The following is a 21256-nucleotide window of genomic DNA, read 5'->3' on the forward strand; positions in this document are numbered from 1 at the left end:
CGCTATGCGGTCAGCAGGCTCTTTTTGAACAATGCCCTCAGCCGCCTGTCTTCGAGAATTCGTCCGATGACATAGAGTGCGGCGAAGATCGCGGCAAAGACATAGGCGGAAGTGGGCGAGTGCTTCTTGTCTCGCTCCTTGGCTTTGTCTGCGCCGTCCTTTTTAGGCTTTTCGGGCGCGGGCGCACCCAATGCCTTGTCGATCGGGTTCATCGGCACTTCCGCCTGTTTTTTGGCGGCCTTCGAATCCTTCCCGGCCTTGTCTTCCGCTTCGGTCGACGGTTTTTCGAGCTTGCCCATGGCGATCGTTAGCTGAGCGAAGCCCAGAAACAGCAGCGGCGCCAGAAAGCAGAACAGCAATGCCCGGCTGGTCAGGCGATAGTGCAGCACGGACCCGGCCGTGCCTTTTTCGATCTGCAGGACACCGCCATCGAAAACGGACATCTTGTCCTGCGCGGCCTGGTCTTTCTTGCGGAATGTCAGGGTGTCGCTTGTCCGCTCATGGCTGGTGCCGGTCTCGCGGAACAGGGGGCGGAGCCTGTCGAAGGCATCATCGCTCGATTGCTCGGGAGCGAGCGCCAGGCTGCCCCTGACGTGCCAGATCCAGTCGATGAAACGCGCGTTCATGTGATCTCCATCCGGGGGAGCTTTCGATACCGCCCTGGGCGGCAAGGCTCACGCCGGGCCGGTCATGGCCGCCTCGGCATGAGCATGACAGATGGGGCAGCCCGGTTATGCGGGCGCAGCAGTTCCCGTTACTCGGCAGGCACGCCCGCCGGCTCGGCAAATCGATTTTCGCCGAATTTGTCCTTGCCGAACTTTTCCTTGAGCGTTTTCCAACCCTCGGTGAAGGGGAAGGTCATCTGCTCGCGGATCGACATACGGCGGCCGCCTTCCATCCCGAGCAGCTCGGCCTCGCCATCGACGCAGGTGCCGAAAATGCGGTCGATGAAGATATAGGTATTGCTGAAATTGCTGCGGCTGGCCTCAAAGTCCTGCGAATGGTGGACGCTATGATGCTCGGTGGTGTTGAACAGGAACCGCCACCACCGCGGCGAATTGAACCGGACATTGATGTGCTGGTAGGTCCCGATTGCCATGCCGAAGGCGCCGGCAAGCAGGGCGGCGCGCGGCAGGAAGTCGAAGAAACCGCCGATGCCCAGCCCGATCAGGAACAGCTCTACCGGGTTGCCCACGGCGCCCTTGTTGATGTTCAGCTGGGTGATGTAATGGTGGACGGAATGGGGGAGCCACAGCGGATACCAGTTATGCATCCCGCGATGCATCCAATACTGCCCGAAATCGAAGATGAACGAGATCAGGAATGCCTGCGCCAGCAGCGGCAGGCCGGTGAACCAGGTGAACTTGTCCGACTGGAAGTAGTGCTGGATGACTTCGATCATGGGGCCATCGCCGATGTAGCCATCGATCATGCGAAGGATTGTGTAGCCGAGCCCGACATAGAACAGGTCGGTGACCAGTTCCTTCCAGGTCAGGCGCCAGCTCTCATGCCGTGGGAAAAACCATTCCATCGTCAGCAGCAGCACCTTGAAACCGATGCCGATGCCAATTGCAGTCGATGCCTTGGCGATGGAATTGGGCGCATAGTACCAAAAGGCGATCAGCGCGAACAGCACCGTGGGCTGAAACCAGGTAAAGATGAACTGCTTAACTGGGCCGCCTTCAACGCGGGGTACATTTTCCCAACCCACGGTGACAGGTGACTGGGTACCTATCAGTCTTTTACCTACGCGAACTCCGTCCATACGCTTGCCCTCGTATTATTTGGCTACCCGGTCCAGTAATACTAACTTAAGGTATGGTAATACGGACTGATCGCTCCGTCCAGATCATATTATAAAAGTTGCTCTCAGCCCCGCGCGCTTCGCTTCATCGGCTGTTTTGCGAGGGTTGCGGTGGCACTTTCGACCTGGAGGGCGAGGGCAATCGCCCTCCAGGTCCTCGCTTCCTAGCTTACCAACCCACTACGGACTTCACTTCCAGATATTCATGGAAGCCCAGTTCACCCCATTCGCGCCCGTTGCCGGAGCGTTTGTAGCCGCCGAAGGGGGCGTTGAAATCGAAGCCGCCGTTCACCCAGATCGCCCCTGTGCGCATCCGCCTAGAGACGGCGCGGCAGGTGTCGACATCCTCGCCCGAGACGTAGCCGCCCAGGCCGAAGTTCGAGTCGTTGGCGATGGCCACCGCATCGTCGAGGTCATCGTAACCGATGATGACGAGAACCGGGCCGAAGATCTCTTCGCGGGCGATGACCATGTCATTGGTCCCCACGAACACCGTGGGCCTCACGTACCAGCCCTTGTCCAGCCCTTCTGGGCGGCCGAGGCCGCCAGCGATCAATTCGGCGCCTTCGGAGGTGCCTTTTTCGATGTACTGCTGGATGATGTTGTACTGGCTTTTGGAGACGACCGGGCCCATCGCGAAGTTGCCCGTGGGATCACCCACAGTCACCCCGTTCGCGGCATCGGCGGCGATCTTCTTCACTTCGTCCATGCGCGAGGCCGGCACCAGCAGGCGTGAACCGGCGGAGCAGGTCTGGCCCGAGTTGCCCATCATGCCTGCCGTTGCGCCGGCTACATTGGCAGCCAGCGAGGCGTCGTCGAGGACGACCCAGGCCGATTTGCCGCCCAGTTCCAGGCCCACGCGCTTCACGGTATCGGCGGCGTCCTTGGTGATCTGCACGCCGACCGGCTCGGAGCCGGTGAACGAGATCATGTCGACGTCTTCGTGCCTGGAAAGCGCGGCGCCGATCACCGATCCCTGGCCCTGGATCATGTTGAACACGCCTGCGGGCACGCCGGCGGCATGGATCATCTCGGCAAGGATCTGGGCCGAGTAGGGGGCAAGCTGCGGCGGCTTCAGGATCATCGTGCAGCCAGCGGCGAGCGCGGGGAAGATCTTCACGCAGGTCTGGTTCATCGGCCAGTTCCACGGCGTGATGAGGCCGCAGACGCCGATCGGTTCCTTGCGGATCATCGTTGGCCCGCGCTGTTCCTCGAACTTGAATTCGCGCAGCACTTCGATCGCGGTGCCGAGGTGGCCCTTGCCGAGCAGGGTGTGGAAGCCGTTGGCAAGCGCGGTGGGCGCGCCCATCTCGACCATGATAGCCTCGCCCAGTTCGGCTTCGCGGCGGATATATTCGGCCTGGATGGCTTCGAGCAGGTCGAGGCGGTCCTTGACGCTGGTTTCGCTATAGCTGGTGAACGCGCGGCGGGCGGCGGCAACGGCTTTGTCGACGTCGGCGGCGGAGCCGAGCGAGATTTCGCCGGAGACTTCCTCGGTGGCCGGGTTGATGACCTCGGTGGTCTTGGGGGTTACGGGCGCGGTCCATTGGCCGTCGATGTAGAACTGCGTGTAGCTGCGCATTGTGCTCTCTCCCAGTTCCTCCCCGCAGGCCAGGAGGGGGACCACCCGCAGGGTGGTGGAGGGGGCACCTTCGCATTACGAGATGTCACGTAAACCGAGGGTGCCCCTCCACCATGCTTTGCATGGTTCCCCTCCCCCCGAAGGGGGAGGATCTTGTTTTTACTGCGTGCCTTCGGCGTACCAGGTGCGGAACTCGTTGTAGTTCGGCATTTCTTCCGAGTTCGCGGCGGGGTCGATCGGTACGTGGATCACGGTGCAGCCGCCGCGGGCGTAAGCGCGCGCGATGGCCGGGCCGATGTCTTCCGCCGTCTCGACATATTCGCCTGCGGCGCCGAAGCCTTCCGCGATCTTGTCGAAGCGGACCTTGTCGGACCAGTGTACGCCGGTTTCCTTGGTGCCGTGGCCGAAGGTGCGCTTGTAGACGCCCACTTCGAGGCCCCACTGGAAGTCGACGCCGACCACGCAGACCAGCGGCAGGTTGCGGCGTACCGCGACTTCAAGTTCGCCCACATGGAACAGGAACGAGGAGTCCGAGGTCAGCAGCATGCCCGGACGGACCTTGCCGGTCGCGGCCTGGTCGGCGAGCATGGCACCCGTCGCATAGGGCAGGCCGGTGCCGATGTGGCCGTAGTTCTGGTTCCAGATGACGTCGAGCGGCTTGGCCTGCGAATAGGTCCACTGGAAGATCACCGTGGCGCCGCCGTCGCGGATCAGGATGCCGTCCTTGGGGAAGGCCTTGGTCGCTTCGGTGACGAACTGGCTGGTGTGCATCTTCGAGGTGGAGCCGTCGGGCTTGGAAGCGGCGTCCTCGGCCAGTTCCTCAAGCTGCTGGGCATCGCGCTGGATATACTCCGACAGCGAGGCCGAGGCCTTGCGCGGGGTGTCCTTGAGCGCCCGGACGAGCTGCGGCACGACCGCGCGCACGTCGCCTACCAGTGGCACGTCGATGGGGCGGTTGACGCCGATCGCGGTCGGGTCCTGCTGGACGTAGATCCACTTGCGATTGGCTTCGTTGTCCACCCAGTGGCGCCAGCGGCCGTAGTGGCTGGGTTCGCCCAGTTCGGTGGCGAGCGCCACGCAGCAGTCGCTTTCGACCACGGCGTCGATCGAGGCTTCGGAGAAACCGTAAGGGAAGGTGCGGTCCTCAAGCCCTTCGATGAACGAAGTGCCGCCCGAAGTCTGGACGACGGGGCACTGCATCAGCTCGGCCAGTTCCTTCACCGCCGCGCCTGCCTTGGCAGTGTAGACGCCGTGGCCGACCAGCAGCACCGGGTTCTTGGCATTGCGGATGATCTCGGCGGCTTCGGCGATGCGGTCACCGTCGGCGCCCTGGTTGGTCAGGCGGTAGCGGTGCGGCGGCAGTACCGGCGGCAGGTCGAGTTCTTCGAGAATGATGTGCGAAGGGAACTCGATATAAGCCGGTCCCGGCGTGCCCGACATGGCGATGCGGATCGCCTCGCGGACGATCTCGTCGGTCTGGTCGGCATATTCGATGGAGCTGGAGAACTTCACCGAATCCTCGATCATCGGCTCCTGGCGGACGAACTGGATGCGGCCCCGGCGCACGCGGCGCTCGGTGATGCGGGCGCGCTGGCCGCCGATGAAGATGACCGGGTCGTTCTCGACCTTGGCGCACTGGATGGCGGGCATCATGTTCGCCATGCCCGGGCCAAGCGTACCGATGCACACGGCGGGCTTGCCGGTGATGCGCGCAGCGGCGGCGGCCATGTGGCCGGCGGACGCTTCATGGTGCGGCGAAACGACGGTCCAGCCGCGCGTCTCAGCTTCGAGGAAGAGGTGGACGAAGTTGGGGTCGGGGATGCCGAACAGCGTCTTGATGCCTTCGGCCTCGAACAGGTCGAGCATACGCTTGAACACGGGTGTGCCCTTCGACGCCTTTGCTGGCGCCTCCGCTTGGGGCTGGTCGTCGTACATCGTGGTTGCCTTTCTTCCGATCCGTTATCGTTGCCGTGCATTCTTGCGGGAGGTCGGGTGCGTAGATCACTCTCCCCCCGATCGCTCCCGCAGCGTCCGGCTTGAGCAGGTGGTTAGCCCAAGCCTTTCGATGCTGTCAGTTGAAATCAACACTCCTGTTCACTTCGACTCGCTGACTATCGCCGGGGCGACGCTTTCGAGTTCAGACAGCACTGCTTCGTTGTCCTGACCCAGCATCGGTGCCGGGCCGCGCACCCGTCCGGGGGTGGCGGAGAACCATGTCGGCACGCCGGGAAAGCGTACCGGGCCTTGCGCCGTTTCGATTTCCTCGAAGAAGCCGATGGCGTTCAGGTGTTCGTTGTCGAACAGCTCGTCGGTGGAGCGCAGCGGCGCGCAGGGGATGTGCAGCGCCTGCAGCGTGTCCAGCCAGTCCTGCGTGGTGCGGGTGAGAAACGTCTCGCCCAAAAGCCCGTAGACGCGGCCGATTTGCTTCGCGCGCTGCGCCAGCGTGGCGAATTCCGGGCTGGCCCAGGGCGGGTTCACGGCGGCCATGAAGGCGTCCCAGTGCTTGTCGTTATAGACCAGCGCGGCGACGTATCCGTCCTGCGTCTTATAAGGGCGGCGGTTGGGTTCGACCGCGCGGTGATAGTGGGCGGGCGTCGTCGGCGGCGAGAACATCGCGCCATTGGCGTGTTCGACCAGCATGAAGGAGGACATCGCCTCGAACATGGTGACTTCCACTTCCTGGCCCTCTCCCCGTTCCCGGCCGCCGGTGCGCTCGCGGTGGAAAAGCGCCATCATCGTCGCGTAAAGCGCGTGGAGGCCGGCCACCTTGTCGGCCATGATCGTGGCGACGTAGCCGGGTTCGCCGTTCATCAGGCCCTGGACGTGCGGGATGCCGCATTCGGCCTGGATGGTGTCGTCGTATGCGGGCTTGTCACCCTCCGGCCCGCGCCGGGAATAGCCATAGCAGTTGGTGTAGATGATCCGGGGGTTGATCGCCTTCACCGCCTCGTAGTCGAAACCGAGCTTGGCGATGGCGCTGCCCCGCATCGAATGGATGAAGACATCGGCGGTGGCGATCAGGCGGCGCAGCGTCTCGCGGTCACCCTCCTGCCGCAGGTCCAGCATCAGCCCGCGTTTGCCCCGGTTCACGTTGACGTAGATGCCGCCCATGCCCGCGACCGGGCCGGTAGTGATCCACCGGGTATTGTCGCCTGCGGGCGGCTCCACCTTGATGACCTCGGCGCCCATGTCGGCCATGATCTGGGTGGCATATGGCCCGAAGACCACGCTGGTGAGGTCGATCACGCGGACCCCCGCAAGGGGGCCGGCGGTCGCTTCTGGCGCCTTTTCCAGTGCCTCGTGGGACATGCCGCTCTCCGTTGTTCCTGGAACGCGACTTAGCGGAAGGCCATTTGCAAATCCATGCGTATTTTCGTTCAGTGGACCAATATCGGAACAATGTCGTTGTCTCGGGGCTTCCTCGCTGCTACTTGCAAGGGACTGCCCGACAGGGGCAAAAATCGGGAAGAAGGGCGGAAAAGCGGTGGATTTTGCACTTACCCAGGACCAGCAGGATATCCGCGAAGCGGTCCTCAAGCACTGTTCTCAGTTCCCTGACGAGTACTGGCTGGAAAAGGATCGCAGTGGCGAATTCCCGGTCGAGTTCCATATGTCGATGGCGCAGGCCGGCTGGCTGGGCGTGGCCATGCCCGAATCGGTGGGCGGCGCCGGGCTGGGCATCACCGAAGCTGCGGTGATGATGCAGGCGGTGGCGGAAAGCGGCGGCGGCATGACGGCAGCCTCGGCAATCCACGGCCCGGTCTTCGGGCTGGAGCCTGTCACCCTGTTCGGCACCGAGGAACAGCAGCAGCGCATGATCCCGCCGATCCTGTCGGGGAGTGAGAAGATGTGCTTTGCGGTGACCGAGCCGAATACCGGCCTGGACACCACCAGCCTCAAGACCCGCGCCGAAAAGGTGCCCGGCGGCTACCGCGTCAATGGCGAGAAGATCTGGATCACCAACGCCCACGTCGCCGACCGGATGCTGCTGATAGCCCGCACCACCCCGCTGGAGGAAGTTAAGAAAAAGACCGAGGGGCTGACGCTGTTCTACACGAAGCTCGATCGTGCCCATATCGAGCATCAGTTGATCCCCAAGATGGGCCGGCACGCGGTGGGATCGAACATGCTGTTCATTACCGACCTGTTCATTCCCGAGGAAGACCGCATCGGCGCCGAGGGGCAGGGCTTCAAGATCCTGCTCCAGGGCCTTAACCCCGAGCGTGTCCTGCTTGGGGCCGAGGCGACCGGGCTGGGCCGCGTGGCGATCAAGAAGGCCTCGAAGTACGCGCAGGAGCGCGTCGTCTTCGGGCGGCCGATCGGACAGAACCAGGGCATCCAGCACCCGCTCGCCAAGGCGTGGATGCAAGTGGAGGCGGCCAGCCTCATGGTGTTCAAGGCTGCCACCATGTTCGACAAGGGGCTCGATTGCGGGACCGAGGCGAACACCGCCAAATACCTCGCCGCCGAGGCCGGGTTCGAGGCTTGCCAGACCGCCATGATGTCGATGGGCGGCATGGGCTACGCCCAGGAATACCACGTTGAGCGCTACCTGCGCGAAGTGATGATCCCGCGCATCGCGCCGGTGAGCCCGCATCAGATCATGAACTACATCGCCGAGAGGGTTTTGGAGCTTCCGAGGTCGTATTGAGGCGGCAGGCCGCTGGCTCGGACTTGATCCGGGGCGGCGGCCTGTCTTTAGATACGCCTGTCGGCAAGGCGCCCTCCATCAGACGGGGCGTTCATGGCCGGCGTTCCCGGATGAGGTCCGGGACGACGAATTTGGAGAGATCATGCCTGTCACCCCCGCCTTTGCCCACGCGCCCGCCACTGCCCGCTCCTGGCTGTTTGCTCCCGGCGACAGCGAGAAGAAGATGACCAAGGCGATGGAAGGCGAGGCCGACATCGTCCTCATCGACCTGGAGGACGCGGTCGCGCCGGACGCCAAGGCTGCGGCGCGCCCGATGGTACATGATTTCATCAAGGCCAATCCCGAACAGCGCCGCCGCCTCTGGGTGCGCATCAACCCCTTCGACGGGCCGCACACCCTGATGGATCTGGCGGCCGTGATGCCGGCGCGCCCCGGCGGCATCATGCTGCCCAAGGTGTACGGCCGCGCCGATGTGGAGAAGCTGGACCACTGCCTTTCCGCGCTGGAAGTCGCCAACGGCATCGAGGAAGGCTCCACCCCGGTCATTGTGCTCATCACCGAGACTGCCGAGGCCATGTTTCACACCGGCAGCTACAAGGGCGCGCCCCGCGTCGTGGCGCTCACCTGGGGGGCGGAAGACCTTGCCGATTCGATCGGGGCCGCGTCGAACCGGAACGCGGACGGTTCCTATTCCTTCACGTATGAGCTGGCCCGCAGCCTTACCGTGCTGGGCGCAGCGACTGCGGGTGTCACCGCGATCGAGACGATCAGCGCCGATTTCAAGGACCTCGAAGCTTTGCGCACGCGCGCTGAAAAGGTCCGCCGCGATGGCTACCGCGGGATGATGGCGATTCACCCGGCGCAGGTGCCGGTGATAAACGCGGCGTTCACTCCCACCGAAGCGGAAGTGGCCGAGGCGCAGGAGATCGTCGACGTCTTTGCCGCCAACCCCGGCGTCGGCGCCATCGGCTGGAAGGGCGGCATGCTGGACCGCCCCTATCTGGCGCGGGCCGAACGCCTGCTGCGGCAGGCGGGAAAGCTGTGAGGGCATGATCGACCTTACCCGCTACCTCAAGACCGGCGACCACATCGTCTTCGGTCAGGCCTGCGGTGAACCCACCGCGCTGGTCGAGGCGCTGATTGCGCAAGGGGAGGGCATCGGCGACCTTCACGCCTTCATCGCCACCAGCTTTTCCGGCCTGTTCACGCCCGAGAGCGCCGGCGCGTTCCGGCTTTCCTCGATGGGGGCGATCGGGGCGCTGCGGGTCATGACCAGGGCCAACCTGCTCGACGTGATCCCGGTCCACGTCAGCCAGGTCGCGCCGCTGATAACGGCGGGCGTGATGCGCTGCGACGTGGCGATGATCCAGGTCAGCCCGGCGGACGCGCAAGGTAACCACTCCTGCGGCCTGATCTCCGACTATGTGCGCGCCGCCGTGGACAAGGCCCGTGTGGTGATCGCCGAGATCAACGACCAGGTTCCCTACGTGCCGGGCGAACTGATCCCGGCCAGCGCCATCGACGTGGCGGTCGAGGTCAGCCACGCGCCGGTCGAAGTCGCACCGGCGAAGATCGGCTCTACCGACGAGGCCATCGCCCGGTTCTGCGCCGAATTCATCGGCGACGGCTGCGTCCTGCAGACCGGCGTGGGCGCGGTGCCCGATGCGATTCTGCGCCTGCTGCACGACCGCCGCGACCTTGGCGTCCATTCCGGAATGCTGGGCGACGGGCTGGTCGACTTGGCGGAAGCGGGCGTGCTGACCAATGCCCGCAAGGAGATCGATGCGGGCGTATCCATCAACGGTGCGCTCATCGGCACGCGGCGGCTCTACAACTGGGCGCACCGCAACCCCGCGATCCGCATGACGCCCACCAGCTATACCCACGATGCGGGCGTGCTGGGACAGCTTTCGCGGCTGGTCACGATCAATTCCGCGCTGGAAGTGGACCTCACCGGGCAGGTCAATGCCGAGCAATCCGGCGCCGCGTACATGGGCGGCACCGGTGGGCAGGTGGACTTCGTGCGGGCCGGTGCGCGCTCGCCCGGCGGGGCCTCGCTGATGGTGCTGGCCTCTACCGCAAAGGGCGGGACGATCAGCAAGATCGTGCCCACACTTTCCGGCCCCGTCACCAGCGCGCGCAGCGAAGTGGACGTGGTGGTCACTGAATTCGGCGCTGCACAGTTGAAGGGGCAGACGCTATCCGAGCGTGCTCGCCGTCTCGTCGCCGTCGCCCATCCGGATTTTCGTGAGGGTCTGGAGCGCGCCGCGTTCGAGATCGCCAGAAGAGGTTTTTGACTATGACCCAGGCCGTCCTGTTCGATGCCCGCGAGGACGGCATCGCTGTCATCACCCTCAACCGGCCCGACCAGCGCAATGCCCTGACCGCTGAAGTGCGCGAGGGCCTGCGCGCCGCATGGGACCGTTTCGAGCGCGACGACGCCTTGCGCATCGCCATCCTCACCGGCAGCGGCGACAAGGCTTTCTGCGCGGGCGGCGATCTCAAGGAGATGGTCGAGACCGGCATGGCGGTGCCTCCGCGCGATATGTACGCGCTGCCTTACGACACCATCGAACTGTCCAAGCCCACCATCGCGGCGGTGAACGGCGTGGCTTTCGCAGGCGGCTGGATGATCGCGCAGGCCTGCGACCTGTGCGTGGCTTCCACGGCGGCGAAATTCGCGATCACCGAGGTCAAGGTCGGGCGCGGCAGCCCCTGGGCGGCGCCGCTGATTCACATGATCGGGCAACGCATCTTCATGGAGATCGTCCTGACTGGCAAACCGATCGACGCGGCCCGCGCTTACGAGATCGGCCTCGTCAATCGCCTCGCCGAGCCGGGAACGGTGCTGGACGCCGCGATTGAACTCGCGCGCGAGGTGCTGGAAGGCGCGCCGCTATCGGTGAAGGCCGCGCGCGAGACGGTGATGCTTTCCACCGAGATGGGCCGCAGCGCCGCACTGGCCGCTGCGCGCAGCGCACATGAGCACACCTATAATTCCCAGGACGCGCAGGAAGGCCCGCGCGCTTTCGCCGAGAAGCGTCGGCCGGTGTGGACGGGTCGATAAAGAAGCCCGCTGCATTCGCGGTCGGTGATACCTTGCCCGGGATGGTTTGACGCGGAGGCTCTGTTGGCGCCAATGCGCATCGGCCCGAAGCGTTTTGCTTCGCCAAGCCGGACCTTCGACAGAAAGCCCCTGACACGATGCCGCAAGATCCGATGGTCCAGCTCGCCCTCTTCACCCAGGCCGTCGAGGCTTTGGGTGGTCAACGGGTGACGGCCCGCACGCTCGGCGTCGATGAGCGGAATCTGCGCGCCCGGCTCTCCGGCGAGGAGGATCTGGACACCAGCATCCTGCGCGACATCGCCAAGGCCCTGATCGACCACGCCGACCGCTGCCGCAAGATCGAGCGCAAGCTGTCGCCAGCGTTCTCCGAAAACCTCACCACCATTCAGGCCGAGCGTTTCGGGAATTCATAGGCCGGGAAGCGTCTACTGAAGGGGAGGATTAGCCTCTAAAACAGCAAGGGCGGCAGGTTTGACCCTGCCGCCCCGCCTCCTCCAGGCCTTTGAACCTTAGCTGACGGTCTCTATTTCCTCGAACGCGACGCCGGGCAAATCCTGCGATTTGCGCCAGTCGCCGAGCATGTCGCGCCAGGCGTCCCAGCCGGGGACGTAGCCCTTGAACAGGGCCCACTTCAGTTCCTTGTCGCCTTCGTTGTTGAAGTAGCTGGGCGTGCAGCCCTGCTGGAATTCCGACAGGTCCACCTCGTTATCGCGGCAGTGCTGGACGTAGCCGGCGACGCCTTCGGGCGTGGCGGTGAACTTGGTCGCGCCGCGCCGCACGGTCTCGCCGATCATGAAGGCGATGTGCTCTGCCTGACGGCCAAACTGCTCGGTCGTGCTCGAATTGGTCGCGCCCTGGATGTAGCCCATGTAGAACATGCCGGGGAACTGGTCGGTCGTTACGCCGTGCAGGGTGCTGGGGCCGCCGGCCCAGTGATCGTAGATCGACAGGCCGCCTTCGCCTTCCACCGTATCGATGCCCCAGCGGCGCTTGAGATCCGAGGTGACCTCGAAGCCGGAGGCGAAGATCATCAGGTCGACTTCGTATTCCACGCCGTCCGCGATGAAGCCCTTTTCGGTCATGCGCTCCACGCCCTGCGTTGGCGACACGTCGATCACCTTCACGTTGGGGCGGTTGAAGGTGGGGTAGTAATCGTTGTTCGACAGCGGCCGCTTGCACATGAAGCGGAACCAGGGTTTCAGCACTTCGGCCGTGGCCCCGTCCTCGACGAGATCGTCGACGCGGCGACGCAGGCGTTCCATGACCTGGAAGTCCACCACTTCGCGGCGGGCCATGAAATCGGCCATGTCCATTTCGGGCCATGACTTGAAGAAGTCGTCCGCCTCAAGCTCGACGTTGAGGTTGCGGCTGATCTCGGTCCAGATATCGCAGATGAGATCGGGCTCGCCGGGCAGGAAGAACTGCTGCGCGCCGCGGTGGAAGTTCGCCATGCGCTCCTGCTGCCAGCCGGGCTTCAGCGAGGCGGCCCAGTCTGGGTCGGTGGGCGGGTTGGGCCGCTCGTCGATGTTCGACGGGGTGCGCTGCAGCACGTAGAGCTGCTTGGCGTACTTGCCCAGATAAGGGACCGCCTGAACCGAAGTGGCGCCGGTGCCGACGATGGCAACGCGCTTGTCCTTCAGCTTGTCGAGTTCCGGCGCGGTCCATGAACCGCCGGTGTAGTCGTGCTCCCAGCGGCTGGTGTGGAACATCTTGCCCTTGAAGTCGTGGATGCCGGGAATGCCGGGCAGCTTGGGCATGTTCATCACACCGCCGGCCATGACCACGAAACGGGCGCGCAGATCGTCGCCGCGGCTGGTCTTAACGTGCCAGCGCTTGATGCTTTCATCCCAGGTGATGCTTTCCACCAGGGTATGGAACAGGGCCTTGTCGGTAAGCTCGAAGTCTTCGGCCATCTTCTGGCAATAGGCTTGGATTTCCCAGCCATCGGAGAACTTCTTGGAAGGGAGGTAGCCGGTTTCCTCCAGCAACGGCAGGTAGCAGTAGGCGTCGTTGTCGCACTGCACGCCGGGGTAGCGGTTCCAGTACCACACGCCGCCGAAGCCGCCCGCGTGGTCGATGTTGCGCACATTGGTGACGCCCTGCTTGCGCAGATGATAGCCCGCCAGAATGCCCGAGAAACCCGCGCCCAGGATCGCCACGTCGAGGTCCTCGACCAGGGCTTCGCGCTCCGCCACCGGGGTGAAGGGATCGTGGGCATAGTTGTCCGAGAAATCGCCGGTCGGGCGCACGTACTGCTCGCCGCCTTCGCGGCGCAGACGCTTGTCGCGTTCGGCAAGATACCTGGCCTTCAGTGCCGGGATATCGAGTTCCTCGGGGGGCGGCACATTGGTTTTATGGCAGATCATTCCGGTCCCACTTCATTAACGTGCGGGCAGGCCTTTCGCGGAGGCACCCTATGTCCGCGATTTGGCTCTGCGTCTTTTAGTTGTCAACAGTGTTGTCTATTAAAGCCTCGGAACGCGCCATGGCGAAGCTGTAGCCGATGTGACCGACATGGCCGTGGAGGCCGAAGTCGAGGACCTGCGGGTTGTCCGGGCCCTTGTCGTGGAAGGCTGCGCTGGCGGCGGCGACGTCCTCGATGGTCCATTCCGGGCGGTAGACCCCGCGCGTTTCCGCCACGAAGGCGCGCGAGATGCGGCCGGCCATCGAGCTGATGATCTCGCCGGTGACCGGGCAGGTTTCATGCGCCAGCCAGCCAACCACGGGGGCGACGAGTTCCGGCCCCATCGGCGGATATTGCGAGATGTCGAGACCCTCTGCCATGCGGGTGACAGCGCCGGGAACGATGGTGTTGCACTTGACGCCGAAGGCCTCGCCTTCCAGCGCGGCGATGTTGTTCAGGCCCAGCATCCCGGCCTTCGACATGCCGTAATTCACGCAGTTTTCGTTGCCGTAGATACCGCCAACCGAACTGGTGAGGACGATGCGGCCATAGCCCGCGTCGCACATCGGTCCGAACGCGGCCTGGACGACGTGGAAGGCCCCCATCAGGTGCACATCGACGACGCTGCGGAAGTCGTCGTAGGAGACATCGCGAATCGAGCCGTAACGCACGTTGCCCGCGTTGTGGATTAGCACGTCGATGCGGCCCCAAGTGTCCAGCGCGGCCTGGATTATGGCGCGCCCGCCCTCGGGCGTGGCGACGGTATCGGCATTGGCAATCGCCTCTCCGCCCGCCGCGACGATCTCGTCGACCAGTGCCTGCGCCACGCTTGTATCCGGTCCATCGCCCCGGATCGCACCGCCAAGGTCATTGACGACCACCTTGCAGCCGCGCTCTGCAAGCAGGAGCGCATAGGCCCTGCCGAGGCCCCGGCCGCCGCCGGTGACCACCGCAACACGGCCGTCGAAACGCAGGTCGGCGCCCTGGGAAGGATTGGCCATGGAAAGGTGTCCTCTCGTACGGCGCGGTTCTGCGGGGCGGGAACGGCTGCGTCCTGCGCTCGGCGTTCCCGGCACATGGCCGGCCGAATTGGTTATCGGTCTGCTGCACGAATATCCGCACGCATTCCCGCTTGGCAACGGCGGGCCCGTCGCCGGGGCGATGCTGCAGGCGCAGCCGGCGCCAGTGGCGGCACCTGCGTTGCGCGGCCTTCTGCCGGGCTATACCAAACGGCCAAAGACTCGGCTCACTGCCGGTGGAGAGGGATGTATACATGCTTGAGGCAGCCGGCCGTAACCGCAATGCTCTAGCCGCGACTCCGGGTGAGGGCTGGGCACTGCACCGCATGACCCCCGCCAGTCGCCTCAACGGCGCCAACGGCATCCGCACCGGCGCGGACGGGCGCATCTATGTGGCGCAGGTCGCGGGCAGCAAGGTCAGCGCAGTGGACGTCGATACCGGCCTGATCGAGACGATCAGCCCGAATGGCGGAGGCATCGTCGGCCCTGACGATCTCGCCTTCGACGAGGCGGGCAACCTCTACTGCACCGAGATCACCGAAGGCCGCGTATCGATGATGACGCCGGGGGGCGAGTACCGCGTCATCCACGGCGAGATGCCCGTGGCCAACCCGATCACCTACCACCAGGGCAGGCTGATCGCAGGTGAACTGCGCCTTGGCGGACGAATCATGGAACTGGACCGCGACGGCGGCGCACCGCGCGTCATTTACGAGGGCGTGCCGATGGCCAATGCCTTCGAGGTCGGCCCCGATGGCAAGCTCTACTTTCCCGCGCAGGGGGCCAACGAAATCTGGCGCATCGGCCTCGACGGCGGCGAGCCGGAAGTGGTGGCGAAGGATCTGGGCGTGCCGGACTCGGTCAAGTTCCATCCGGACGGCTATATCGTCTCGACCCAGGTCTATTCCGGGCAGGTCCTGAAAATCGACCCGCGCACGGGAGCGAAGTCGGTGCTGGCGGATATCGGACCAGGGCTGGACAACGTCGCCTTCGTGAACGGGCGCACGTTCGTCAGCCACATCAACGGTTCGATCACCGAAATTACTGCACCGGGACAGACGAAGCCGCTCGTCGAGAAGGGCCTGCAATGGCCGCTTGGCCTTGCGGTGGATGCGGCAGGCCATGTCCTCGTGGCGGATGGCGGATTCTCGTATCTGCTGCGACCGGGTGAGGCGCTGCAACTGGCGGGGATGCTGTTCTCGCCCGGTTTCCCCGGCTGGATTCGTGACGTGGCATGCAGCGGGCTGGATGAATGGATCGTCACCACCGCCAATGGCGATGTCGCGCGGTGGAAGCCCGCCTCGGCCGAGTGCGAGGTGCTCGCGAGCGGCTATGCGCGGCTCATGGGCGTGACCGTCGGGCCGAACGGCAATGCGGTCTTCGCCGAGTTCGATACGGGCAAGATCTTCGCCACTGAAGTTGCAGGCGGGAGCCGCAACGTGGTGGAACTGGCCTCCGGGCTGGACCGGCCGATGGGCGTGGCGGTGGCCGGGGACGGCACTGTCTTCGTCGCCGAAAGCGGCGCGGGGCGCGTCGTGAAGCTGGTCGGCGGGCGCAAGGAGATCGTCCTCGACGGCCTTGCCCGGCCGGAAGGTATCGCGGTGGCCGGGGGCACGCTCTTCGTCGCCGATCCCGGCGCCAATGCCGTCGTCGCCAGCGATTTGGCAGGCGGCGCGCGCGAGACCGTCGCCAGCGGCCTGCCGATCGGCGGCGCAGCGGGCGCACAGCCGATGCAGCTGGGCGGCGTGGGCGACATGTGCGGGCCGATGAACACCTTCAACGGGATCGCCGCCGCGCCGGACGGCACCCTCTACCTTTCCGCCGACGCCGAGGGCAGCGTGCTCGCCCTGCGCCGGCTCTGACAGGGGGCCTGACCACCATGCTCAAGCAGATCTGCTTCTTCAGGAAGCGCCCCGACATGACCATGGACCAGTTCATGGACTACTACGAAAACCAGCACTCGCAGCTGGCGAAGAAGATGGGCGCGGCCCCGGCGATACCGGGCGCGGTACGCTATGTCCGGCGCTATCTCGTGCCGGAGAAAAACCCCATCACCGGGCAGATCCATGATCCCGGTTTCGACTGCATCATGGAAATCTGGTGGAACAGCCGCGAGGATTTCGAGCGTTCGCAGGCGATCATCTCCTCGCCGGAACGCCTGCCGATGACGAAGGCGGACGAGGAGAAACTCTTCGCCAGCCATGAAAATCCGGTGGTCACCTGCATCGAATATGATTCGCCTATGGGCCCCGGCGGCGAGGCGACCCACCTCGACCTGCGCTACGGCGACTGAGATGCACGCGCCCACGCCGTCGCCGATTTCGGCGCCCATGCCGCCTAGCGCCCGCGAGGAATGGCACCGAAATCCTCTGCTGCCGGTGGCGGCGGGGCTGGGCTATGCCACCAGCGTCATCCACATCTACGGCATCGGCCCTTTCTACGGCCCCGTCGCGGCGCAGTTCGGGTGGAGCCGCACCGAAGTCACCTTCGGCCTAACCATCGCGACTCTGGTGCAGGCGGTGGGCGGCGTGTTCATCGGCCTTGCCGTCGACCGCTTCGGCCCGCGCCGGTTCGGCGTAGTGGGGCTGGTGCTGTTGGGGCTTGCCTTCGCGGCGCTGGGCAGCACGGATGGGTCGCTGCTCAACTGGTATCTGCTCTGGGGTCTGATCGCACTGGCGGCGCTGCCGGTACAGGCTTCGGTCTGGACTAGCGCGGTCGCCTCGCGTTTCACCGCTTCGCGGGGGATGGCCTTTGCGGTGACGCTGTGCGGTGCCTCCATCGCGGCGGGCGTGTTCCCGCCCTTGGCGACCGGGCTGATCGGTGCGCTGGGCTGGCGCGCCGCTTTCCCGGTGCAGGCGGCGATCTGGCTGGTCGTGGCCTTCCCGGTGATTTTCATGTTCTTCCACGGCCGCTACGACGCGGGAGGGCGCGGGCAGCGGCGGCAAAAGAGCGAGGATGTGGGCGCGAAACCCGCCGACCTGCCCGGCGCGACCTTGCGCGAAGGGCTGACCTCAAGCGTCTATCACCGCCTGTTCATCGCCAGCCTGCTGTTCACCTTCACGATCATCGCGCTGGTGGTTCACTTCACCGCCATCCTTGGCGACAGCGGCGCCAGCCCGATGGCCGCGGCGGGGATCGCCTCGTTCATCGGCTGGTTTTCGCTCGCCGGGCGGCTGGGGACGGGGATGCTGCTCGACCGCCTGCCCGCCTCGCTGGTGGGCGCAGCGGTGTTCCTGCTGCCGGTGCTGGGCTGCTTGCTGCTGCTGATGGGGGACGGATCGTTCGCTGCGATGGCGGGGGCATCGGCGCTAATCGGACTGACCCTCGGGGCGGAGATCGACGTCGTGGTCTACCTCCTCACCCGCCATTTCGGCCTGCGCAACTTCGGCGGGCTATATGGCGGACTGCTCGCGGCGCTTTCGATCGGCACCGCGATCGGGCCGCTCGCCGCCGCGCAGTTCTTCGACCGCACCGGCAGCTATTCCGGGTTCCTGTGGTTGGCGCTCGGCTTCATGGCCGCCAGCAGCATCGCCATCGGCAGCCTTCCGAGAGGGCGCGCCGTCTATGCCACCCATTGACGGAACCGCTCGAGCGATTTGCTCCCGCGTGCCGATAATGAGATAACTGCCGTAAATCGGTATAAAGATGTGAGGATAATCATGGGCGAAATTGGCAAGATCGTGCAGGCCCCGGAAGAGCTGGTCGTCCCGGTCAACGTGCCCCCCGAAGCCTACACCTCCCCCGAATACGCCAGGGCCGAGCGTGACAGGCTGTGGCGCAAGGTCTGGCTCCAGGCCGGACGCATGGAGGATATCGAGCAGGTCGGCGCCTACATCACGTTCGACATCCTCGACGATTCGGTGATCGTGGTGCGCGCTGCGGCGGATGAGATCCGCGCCTTCCACAATGTCTGCCCGCACCGGGGCCGCAAGCTGGTCGACACTCCGCCCGGACAGCGCAACGCCCATGCCAGCCGCCCGAACTTCATCTGCGGCTATCACGGCTGGACCTTCGACCTTGAAGGCACCAACACGTATGTCGAACATCAGGACGACTGGCAGGGCCACTTGTGCGACGGGCTTGCCGATCTCGGCAAGGTCAGGGTGGAAAGCTGGGGCGGCTGGATCTGGATCACCCTCGATCCCGAAGCGATGCCTCTGGCCGAATACCTGCACCCGGCCGCCGGGATGCTGGACCCCTACGGCCTTGAGAACATGCGCCCCCGCTGGCGCAAGTGGGTGGTGTTCGACTGCAACTGGAAGGTCGCGATGGAGGCTTTCTGCGAGACCTACCACGTTTCCACCACTCACCCGGAGTTCATGGAGTTCGGCCAGTTCCGGGGCTGGGCGAGGAACCAAGGCCTGCACTCCAACATCGGTTACGATGCACCCAAGGGGCAGGAGGAGGACACCGGCAAGCTGCGTCTCGGCGCCGGCGAAGATCCGCGCCTGACCACGGCGGACATGCAGAACTTCACCTGGGAAAACGCCAATACCAATACGACCACGACGCTGGTGTCGGTTGCGAACCGGCTGAAGGACGAACTGCCCGAAGGCACTCCGCCCGCCGAAGTCTCCGCCTACTGGATCAGCACGGCGCGCAAGGAAGATGCCGAGCGCGGCGTGGAATGGGCGCAGGTCGACCCGCAGCACACGGCGAAGGCCGGGACGGCGTGGCAGATATTCCCTAATTTCCAGATCGGTCACGCGGTCAACAACATGCTCTGCTACCAGGCGCGGCCCTACAAGGGCGACCCGGACAAATGCATTTTCGAGGCGGCTGTCTACGAACTCTATCCCGAGGGTCAGGCGCCGCAGACCGAGTGGGAATATACCGAGCCTGCCGACTGGCCGCCGGTTCTGCAGCAGGATTTCACCAACATGGCTGCCGTCCAGCAGGGCATGAAGAACGTCGGTTTCCGGGGCGCGCAGCCCAATCCCTACATGGAGCGTTCGGTCGCCTCGCTGCACATGAACCTGGCGAAGTTCATGGGGACCGGCGGGCCGAAGACCTATTGATAAGCGTCGCCCCGGACGTGATCCGGGGCGCCAATAGCGGAGAGGTTGGCGGTCCATGCAATTCCCCCTCGTCCACATAAGCTGGGCGCTGGCCGACAATGCTGCGCGGCCCGATTGCGATGCTTTCCTCGAGGAGGTGTTCGGGGCGCAGCGGGCCTCCGAAATCCTCGTCACGCCCGAAACGGCGGCCATGGGCCTCGACCGGGAGGAATCGCTGATGATGGTGGGCGACACGATGCTCATCCCCATCGCCCCGGCCGGGCGGGGCGCGGAAAACGGCAATCCGCTTGGTGACATGCTGCGCCGCTCGGCCGTGCCGATGCGCTGGATCGGGCTGGCGCTCAAGACGGCGGATCTCGCCGCCGCCGATGCATGGTTCGCGGCGCGCGGGTTCAAGCGGCACTACGATCCCGGCATGGAGGCGCATTATTTCCTCGTGCCGCGCGGACAGGCAATGGGGATGCGGCTGGAAATCGTGGCGCAGGACATGCCCGGCGATCCGCGCCGCGATCCGAACTGGACGCCGGCCTGGTGGCGCGACGCCCATCCGCTGGGGATCGAGGGGTTGCAGGCGGTCGGCGTCGGCGCACCGTCACTGGCGCAGGCGCGCACGCTGTTCGCAGATACGCTGGAATGGCCGGAGATTCCCGCTCGCACCCGGCCCGATGCTCAGGTTGCTGCCTTTGCGATGGGCGATACCGTGCTGGAGGCGGTGGAAGGCGAGGAAGGCTCTGCCGCCGCCGACCATGCGCGCGATATACAAGGCATCTGCCACCTCGTTTTCAAGGTGCGCGATGCCGCCCGCGCCGCGACCCATCTTCGGAGCAAGGGCCTGCCGTTGATCGGCGACACCGAAGACCGCTTCGCCATCCACCCCGAGGAGGCGCATGGCCGCCTGATCTGGTTCACCGGATTGACCCCGCCGGGCTATCCGGCGGTGGGCTCGAAGCTGGGACGCTTCAGGAAGGCTTGACCTTCAGGAGCGCCAGCCCGAACCCGATGAAGATCGCGCCGGTCATGCGGTTGAACGCCTGCTTGATCGCCGGACGGCTGAGGTAGCGCGAAAGCGAACGCCCGCCAGAGGCATAGACTCCGTACCAGAACGTCTCGACCACCGCGAACGAGCCGACGAGGATCGCGAACTGCGGCGCCTTGGGCAGGGCCGGGTCGATGAACTGCGGGAAAAAGGCGGCGGCGAACAGGATCAGCTTGGGATTGCTGATGCCGATCGCGAAACCGCCGCGAAACAGCGCGGGCCCCGATACGGCCACCGGCAGCGGCGCGTCGCCCACATCCAGGGGCGTCACCTTGCTGCGCCACGCCTTGATGCCCAGGAACACCAGATAGGCGACGCCTGCATAGCGCAGCACCTCGAACGCGCCGGGCAGGGCCAGCAGCAGCGTGGTCAGCCCCGCCGCCGAAGCTGACAGCACCAGCACGATCGCCGACAGGCAGCCGGCCATCGCGACGACGCTGCGCTTCATTCCCATCTCGACGCTTCGTGACAGGATGTGGAGCATGTTGGGTCCGGGCGTACCCGAAAGCAGGAACACGGCGGCGACGAACAGCCACCAGGTATGAAGGGTCATCTTGTTTCCAGAACTGAAGCCCCCTCCTCCCGGAAAGGAGAGGGTTTTCCTACATCTCCGGCGCCTGTTACCTTCGCGCCGGCTCTTTGCATCGTCGATCCATCCACCGCACGGTCCCTTGC

General features: G+C 65.0%; 18 protein-coding genes. 10 read left to right on the forward strand and 8 right to left on the reverse strand.

What is annotated here, in order from left to right; genetic code table 11:
• Positions 1–2: 2 nt before the first annotated feature.
• The 5 genes from GVL61_RS02800 to GVL61_RS02820 all read right to left on the reverse strand — a co-directional run bounded on the left by GVL61_RS02800 (position 3) and on the right by GVL61_RS02820 (position 6695).
• The gene (locus GVL61_RS02800) at positions 3–626 is read right to left on the reverse strand and encodes a hypothetical protein (protein ID WP_159976791.1); all 624 of its coding nucleotides are present in this window, start codon (positions 624–626) and stop codon (positions 3–5) included.
• Positions 627–754: 128 nt separating this feature from the next.
• On the reverse strand, positions 755–1765 hold the full coding sequence (locus tag GVL61_RS02805; RefSeq protein WP_159976793.1) for a sterol desaturase family protein: 1011 nt from the start codon (positions 1763–1765) through the stop codon (positions 755–757).
• 208 nt (positions 1766–1973) lie between these two features.
• Entirely contained in the window at positions 1974–3386 is a 1413-nt protein-coding gene (locus GVL61_RS02810; RefSeq protein WP_159976795.1) for an aldehyde dehydrogenase family protein, read from the reverse strand.
• A gap of 159 nt (positions 3387–3545) precedes the next feature.
• Entirely contained in the window at positions 3546–5321 is a 1776-nt protein-coding gene (locus GVL61_RS02815) for a thiamine pyrophosphate-binding protein (protein WP_159976797.1), read from the reverse strand.
• A 159-nt stretch (positions 5322–5480) separates the two neighbouring features.
• Positions 5481–6695, reverse strand: coding sequence for a CaiB/BaiF CoA-transferase family protein (locus GVL61_RS02820; RefSeq protein WP_159976799.1), 1215 nt, complete (start codon positions 6693–6695; stop codon positions 5481–5483).
• Between the two features lie 175 nt (positions 6696–6870).
• Between GVL61_RS02820 and GVL61_RS02825 the strand changes: the two genes are divergently transcribed.
• From GVL61_RS02825 to GVL61_RS02845, 5 genes are all read left to right on the forward strand, one after another.
• The gene (locus GVL61_RS02825; RefSeq protein WP_159976801.1) at positions 6871–8037 is read left to right on the forward strand and encodes an acyl-CoA dehydrogenase family protein; all 1167 of its coding nucleotides are present in this window, start codon (positions 6871–6873) and stop codon (positions 8035–8037) included.
• A 142-nt stretch (positions 8038–8179) separates the two neighbouring features.
• Complete coding sequence (locus GVL61_RS02830; RefSeq protein ID WP_159976803.1) at positions 8180–9082, forward strand: CoA ester lyase; 903 nt, start codon at positions 8180–8182, stop codon at positions 9080–9082.
• A 4-nt stretch (positions 9083–9086) separates the two neighbouring features.
• Entirely contained in the window at positions 9087–10334 is a 1248-nt protein-coding gene (locus GVL61_RS02835; protein ID WP_159976805.1) for an acetyl-CoA hydrolase/transferase family protein, read from the forward strand.
• Positions 10335–10336: 2 nt separating this feature from the next.
• Complete coding sequence (locus GVL61_RS02840) at positions 10337–11104, forward strand: enoyl-CoA hydratase/isomerase family protein (RefSeq protein ID WP_159976807.1); 768 nt, start codon at positions 10337–10339, stop codon at positions 11102–11104.
• Between the two features lie 152 nt (positions 11105–11256).
• On the forward strand, positions 11257–11517 hold the full coding sequence (locus GVL61_RS02845; protein ID WP_159976809.1) for a hypothetical protein: 261 nt from the start codon (positions 11257–11259) through the stop codon (positions 11515–11517).
• A 96-nt stretch (positions 11518–11613) separates the two neighbouring features.
• Here GVL61_RS02845 and GVL61_RS02850 read toward each other — a convergent pair whose 3' ends face one another.
• Positions 11614–13470: an NAD(P)/FAD-dependent oxidoreductase gene (locus GVL61_RS02850; protein ID WP_159976811.1), complete on the reverse strand. Its 1857-nt coding sequence runs from the start codon at positions 13468–13470 to the stop codon at positions 11614–11616.
• A gap of 76 nt (positions 13471–13546) precedes the next feature.
• Positions 13547–14509, reverse strand: coding sequence for an SDR family NAD(P)-dependent oxidoreductase (locus GVL61_RS02855; RefSeq protein WP_159976813.1), 963 nt, complete (start codon positions 14507–14509; stop codon positions 13547–13549).
• A gap of 272 nt (positions 14510–14781) precedes the next feature.
• Between GVL61_RS02855 and GVL61_RS02860 the strand changes: the two genes are divergently transcribed.
• The 5 genes from GVL61_RS02860 (at position 14782) to GVL61_RS02880 (ending at position 20518) form a co-directional block, all read left to right on the forward strand.
• Positions 14782–16389 carry an SMP-30/gluconolactonase/LRE family protein gene (locus tag GVL61_RS02860; RefSeq protein ID WP_159976815.1) on the forward strand — a complete coding sequence of 536 codons (1608 nt, stop codon included), beginning with the start codon at positions 14782–14784 and terminating at the stop codon, positions 16387–16389.
• A gap of 17 nt (positions 16390–16406) precedes the next feature.
• The gene (locus tag GVL61_RS02865) at positions 16407–16820 is read left to right on the forward strand and encodes an EthD domain-containing protein (protein ID WP_159976817.1); all 414 of its coding nucleotides are present in this window, start codon (positions 16407–16409) and stop codon (positions 16818–16820) included.
• A 1-nt stretch (position 16821) separates the two neighbouring features.
• Positions 16822–18105 (forward strand): MFS transporter, encoded by a 1284-nt coding sequence (locus GVL61_RS02870; protein WP_235037510.1) that lies wholly within the window; start codon positions 16822–16824, stop codon positions 18103–18105.
• A gap of 81 nt (positions 18106–18186) precedes the next feature.
• Positions 18187–19545 (forward strand): SRPBCC family protein, encoded by a 1359-nt coding sequence (locus GVL61_RS02875; RefSeq protein WP_159976819.1) that lies wholly within the window; start codon positions 18187–18189, stop codon positions 19543–19545.
• Between the two features lie 55 nt (positions 19546–19600).
• Complete coding sequence (locus GVL61_RS02880) at positions 19601–20518, forward strand: VOC family protein (RefSeq protein ID WP_159976821.1); 918 nt, start codon at positions 19601–19603, stop codon at positions 20516–20518.
• On the opposite strand, the gene GVL61_RS02885 is transcribed toward GVL61_RS02880, so the two are convergent.
• Positions 20505–21134, reverse strand: a complete 630-nt coding sequence (locus GVL61_RS02885; protein WP_159976823.1) for a LysE family translocator — start codon at positions 21132–21134, stop codon at positions 20505–20507. The genes GVL61_RS02880 and GVL61_RS02885 overlap by 14 nt on opposite strands.
• Between the last annotated feature and the right edge of the window lie 122 nt (positions 21135–21256).

It is taken from the genome of Novosphingobium sp. 18050, assembly GCF_902706195.1.
In the GTDB taxonomy this organism is placed as follows: domain Bacteria; phylum Pseudomonadota; class Alphaproteobacteria; order Sphingomonadales; family Sphingomonadaceae; genus Novosphingobium.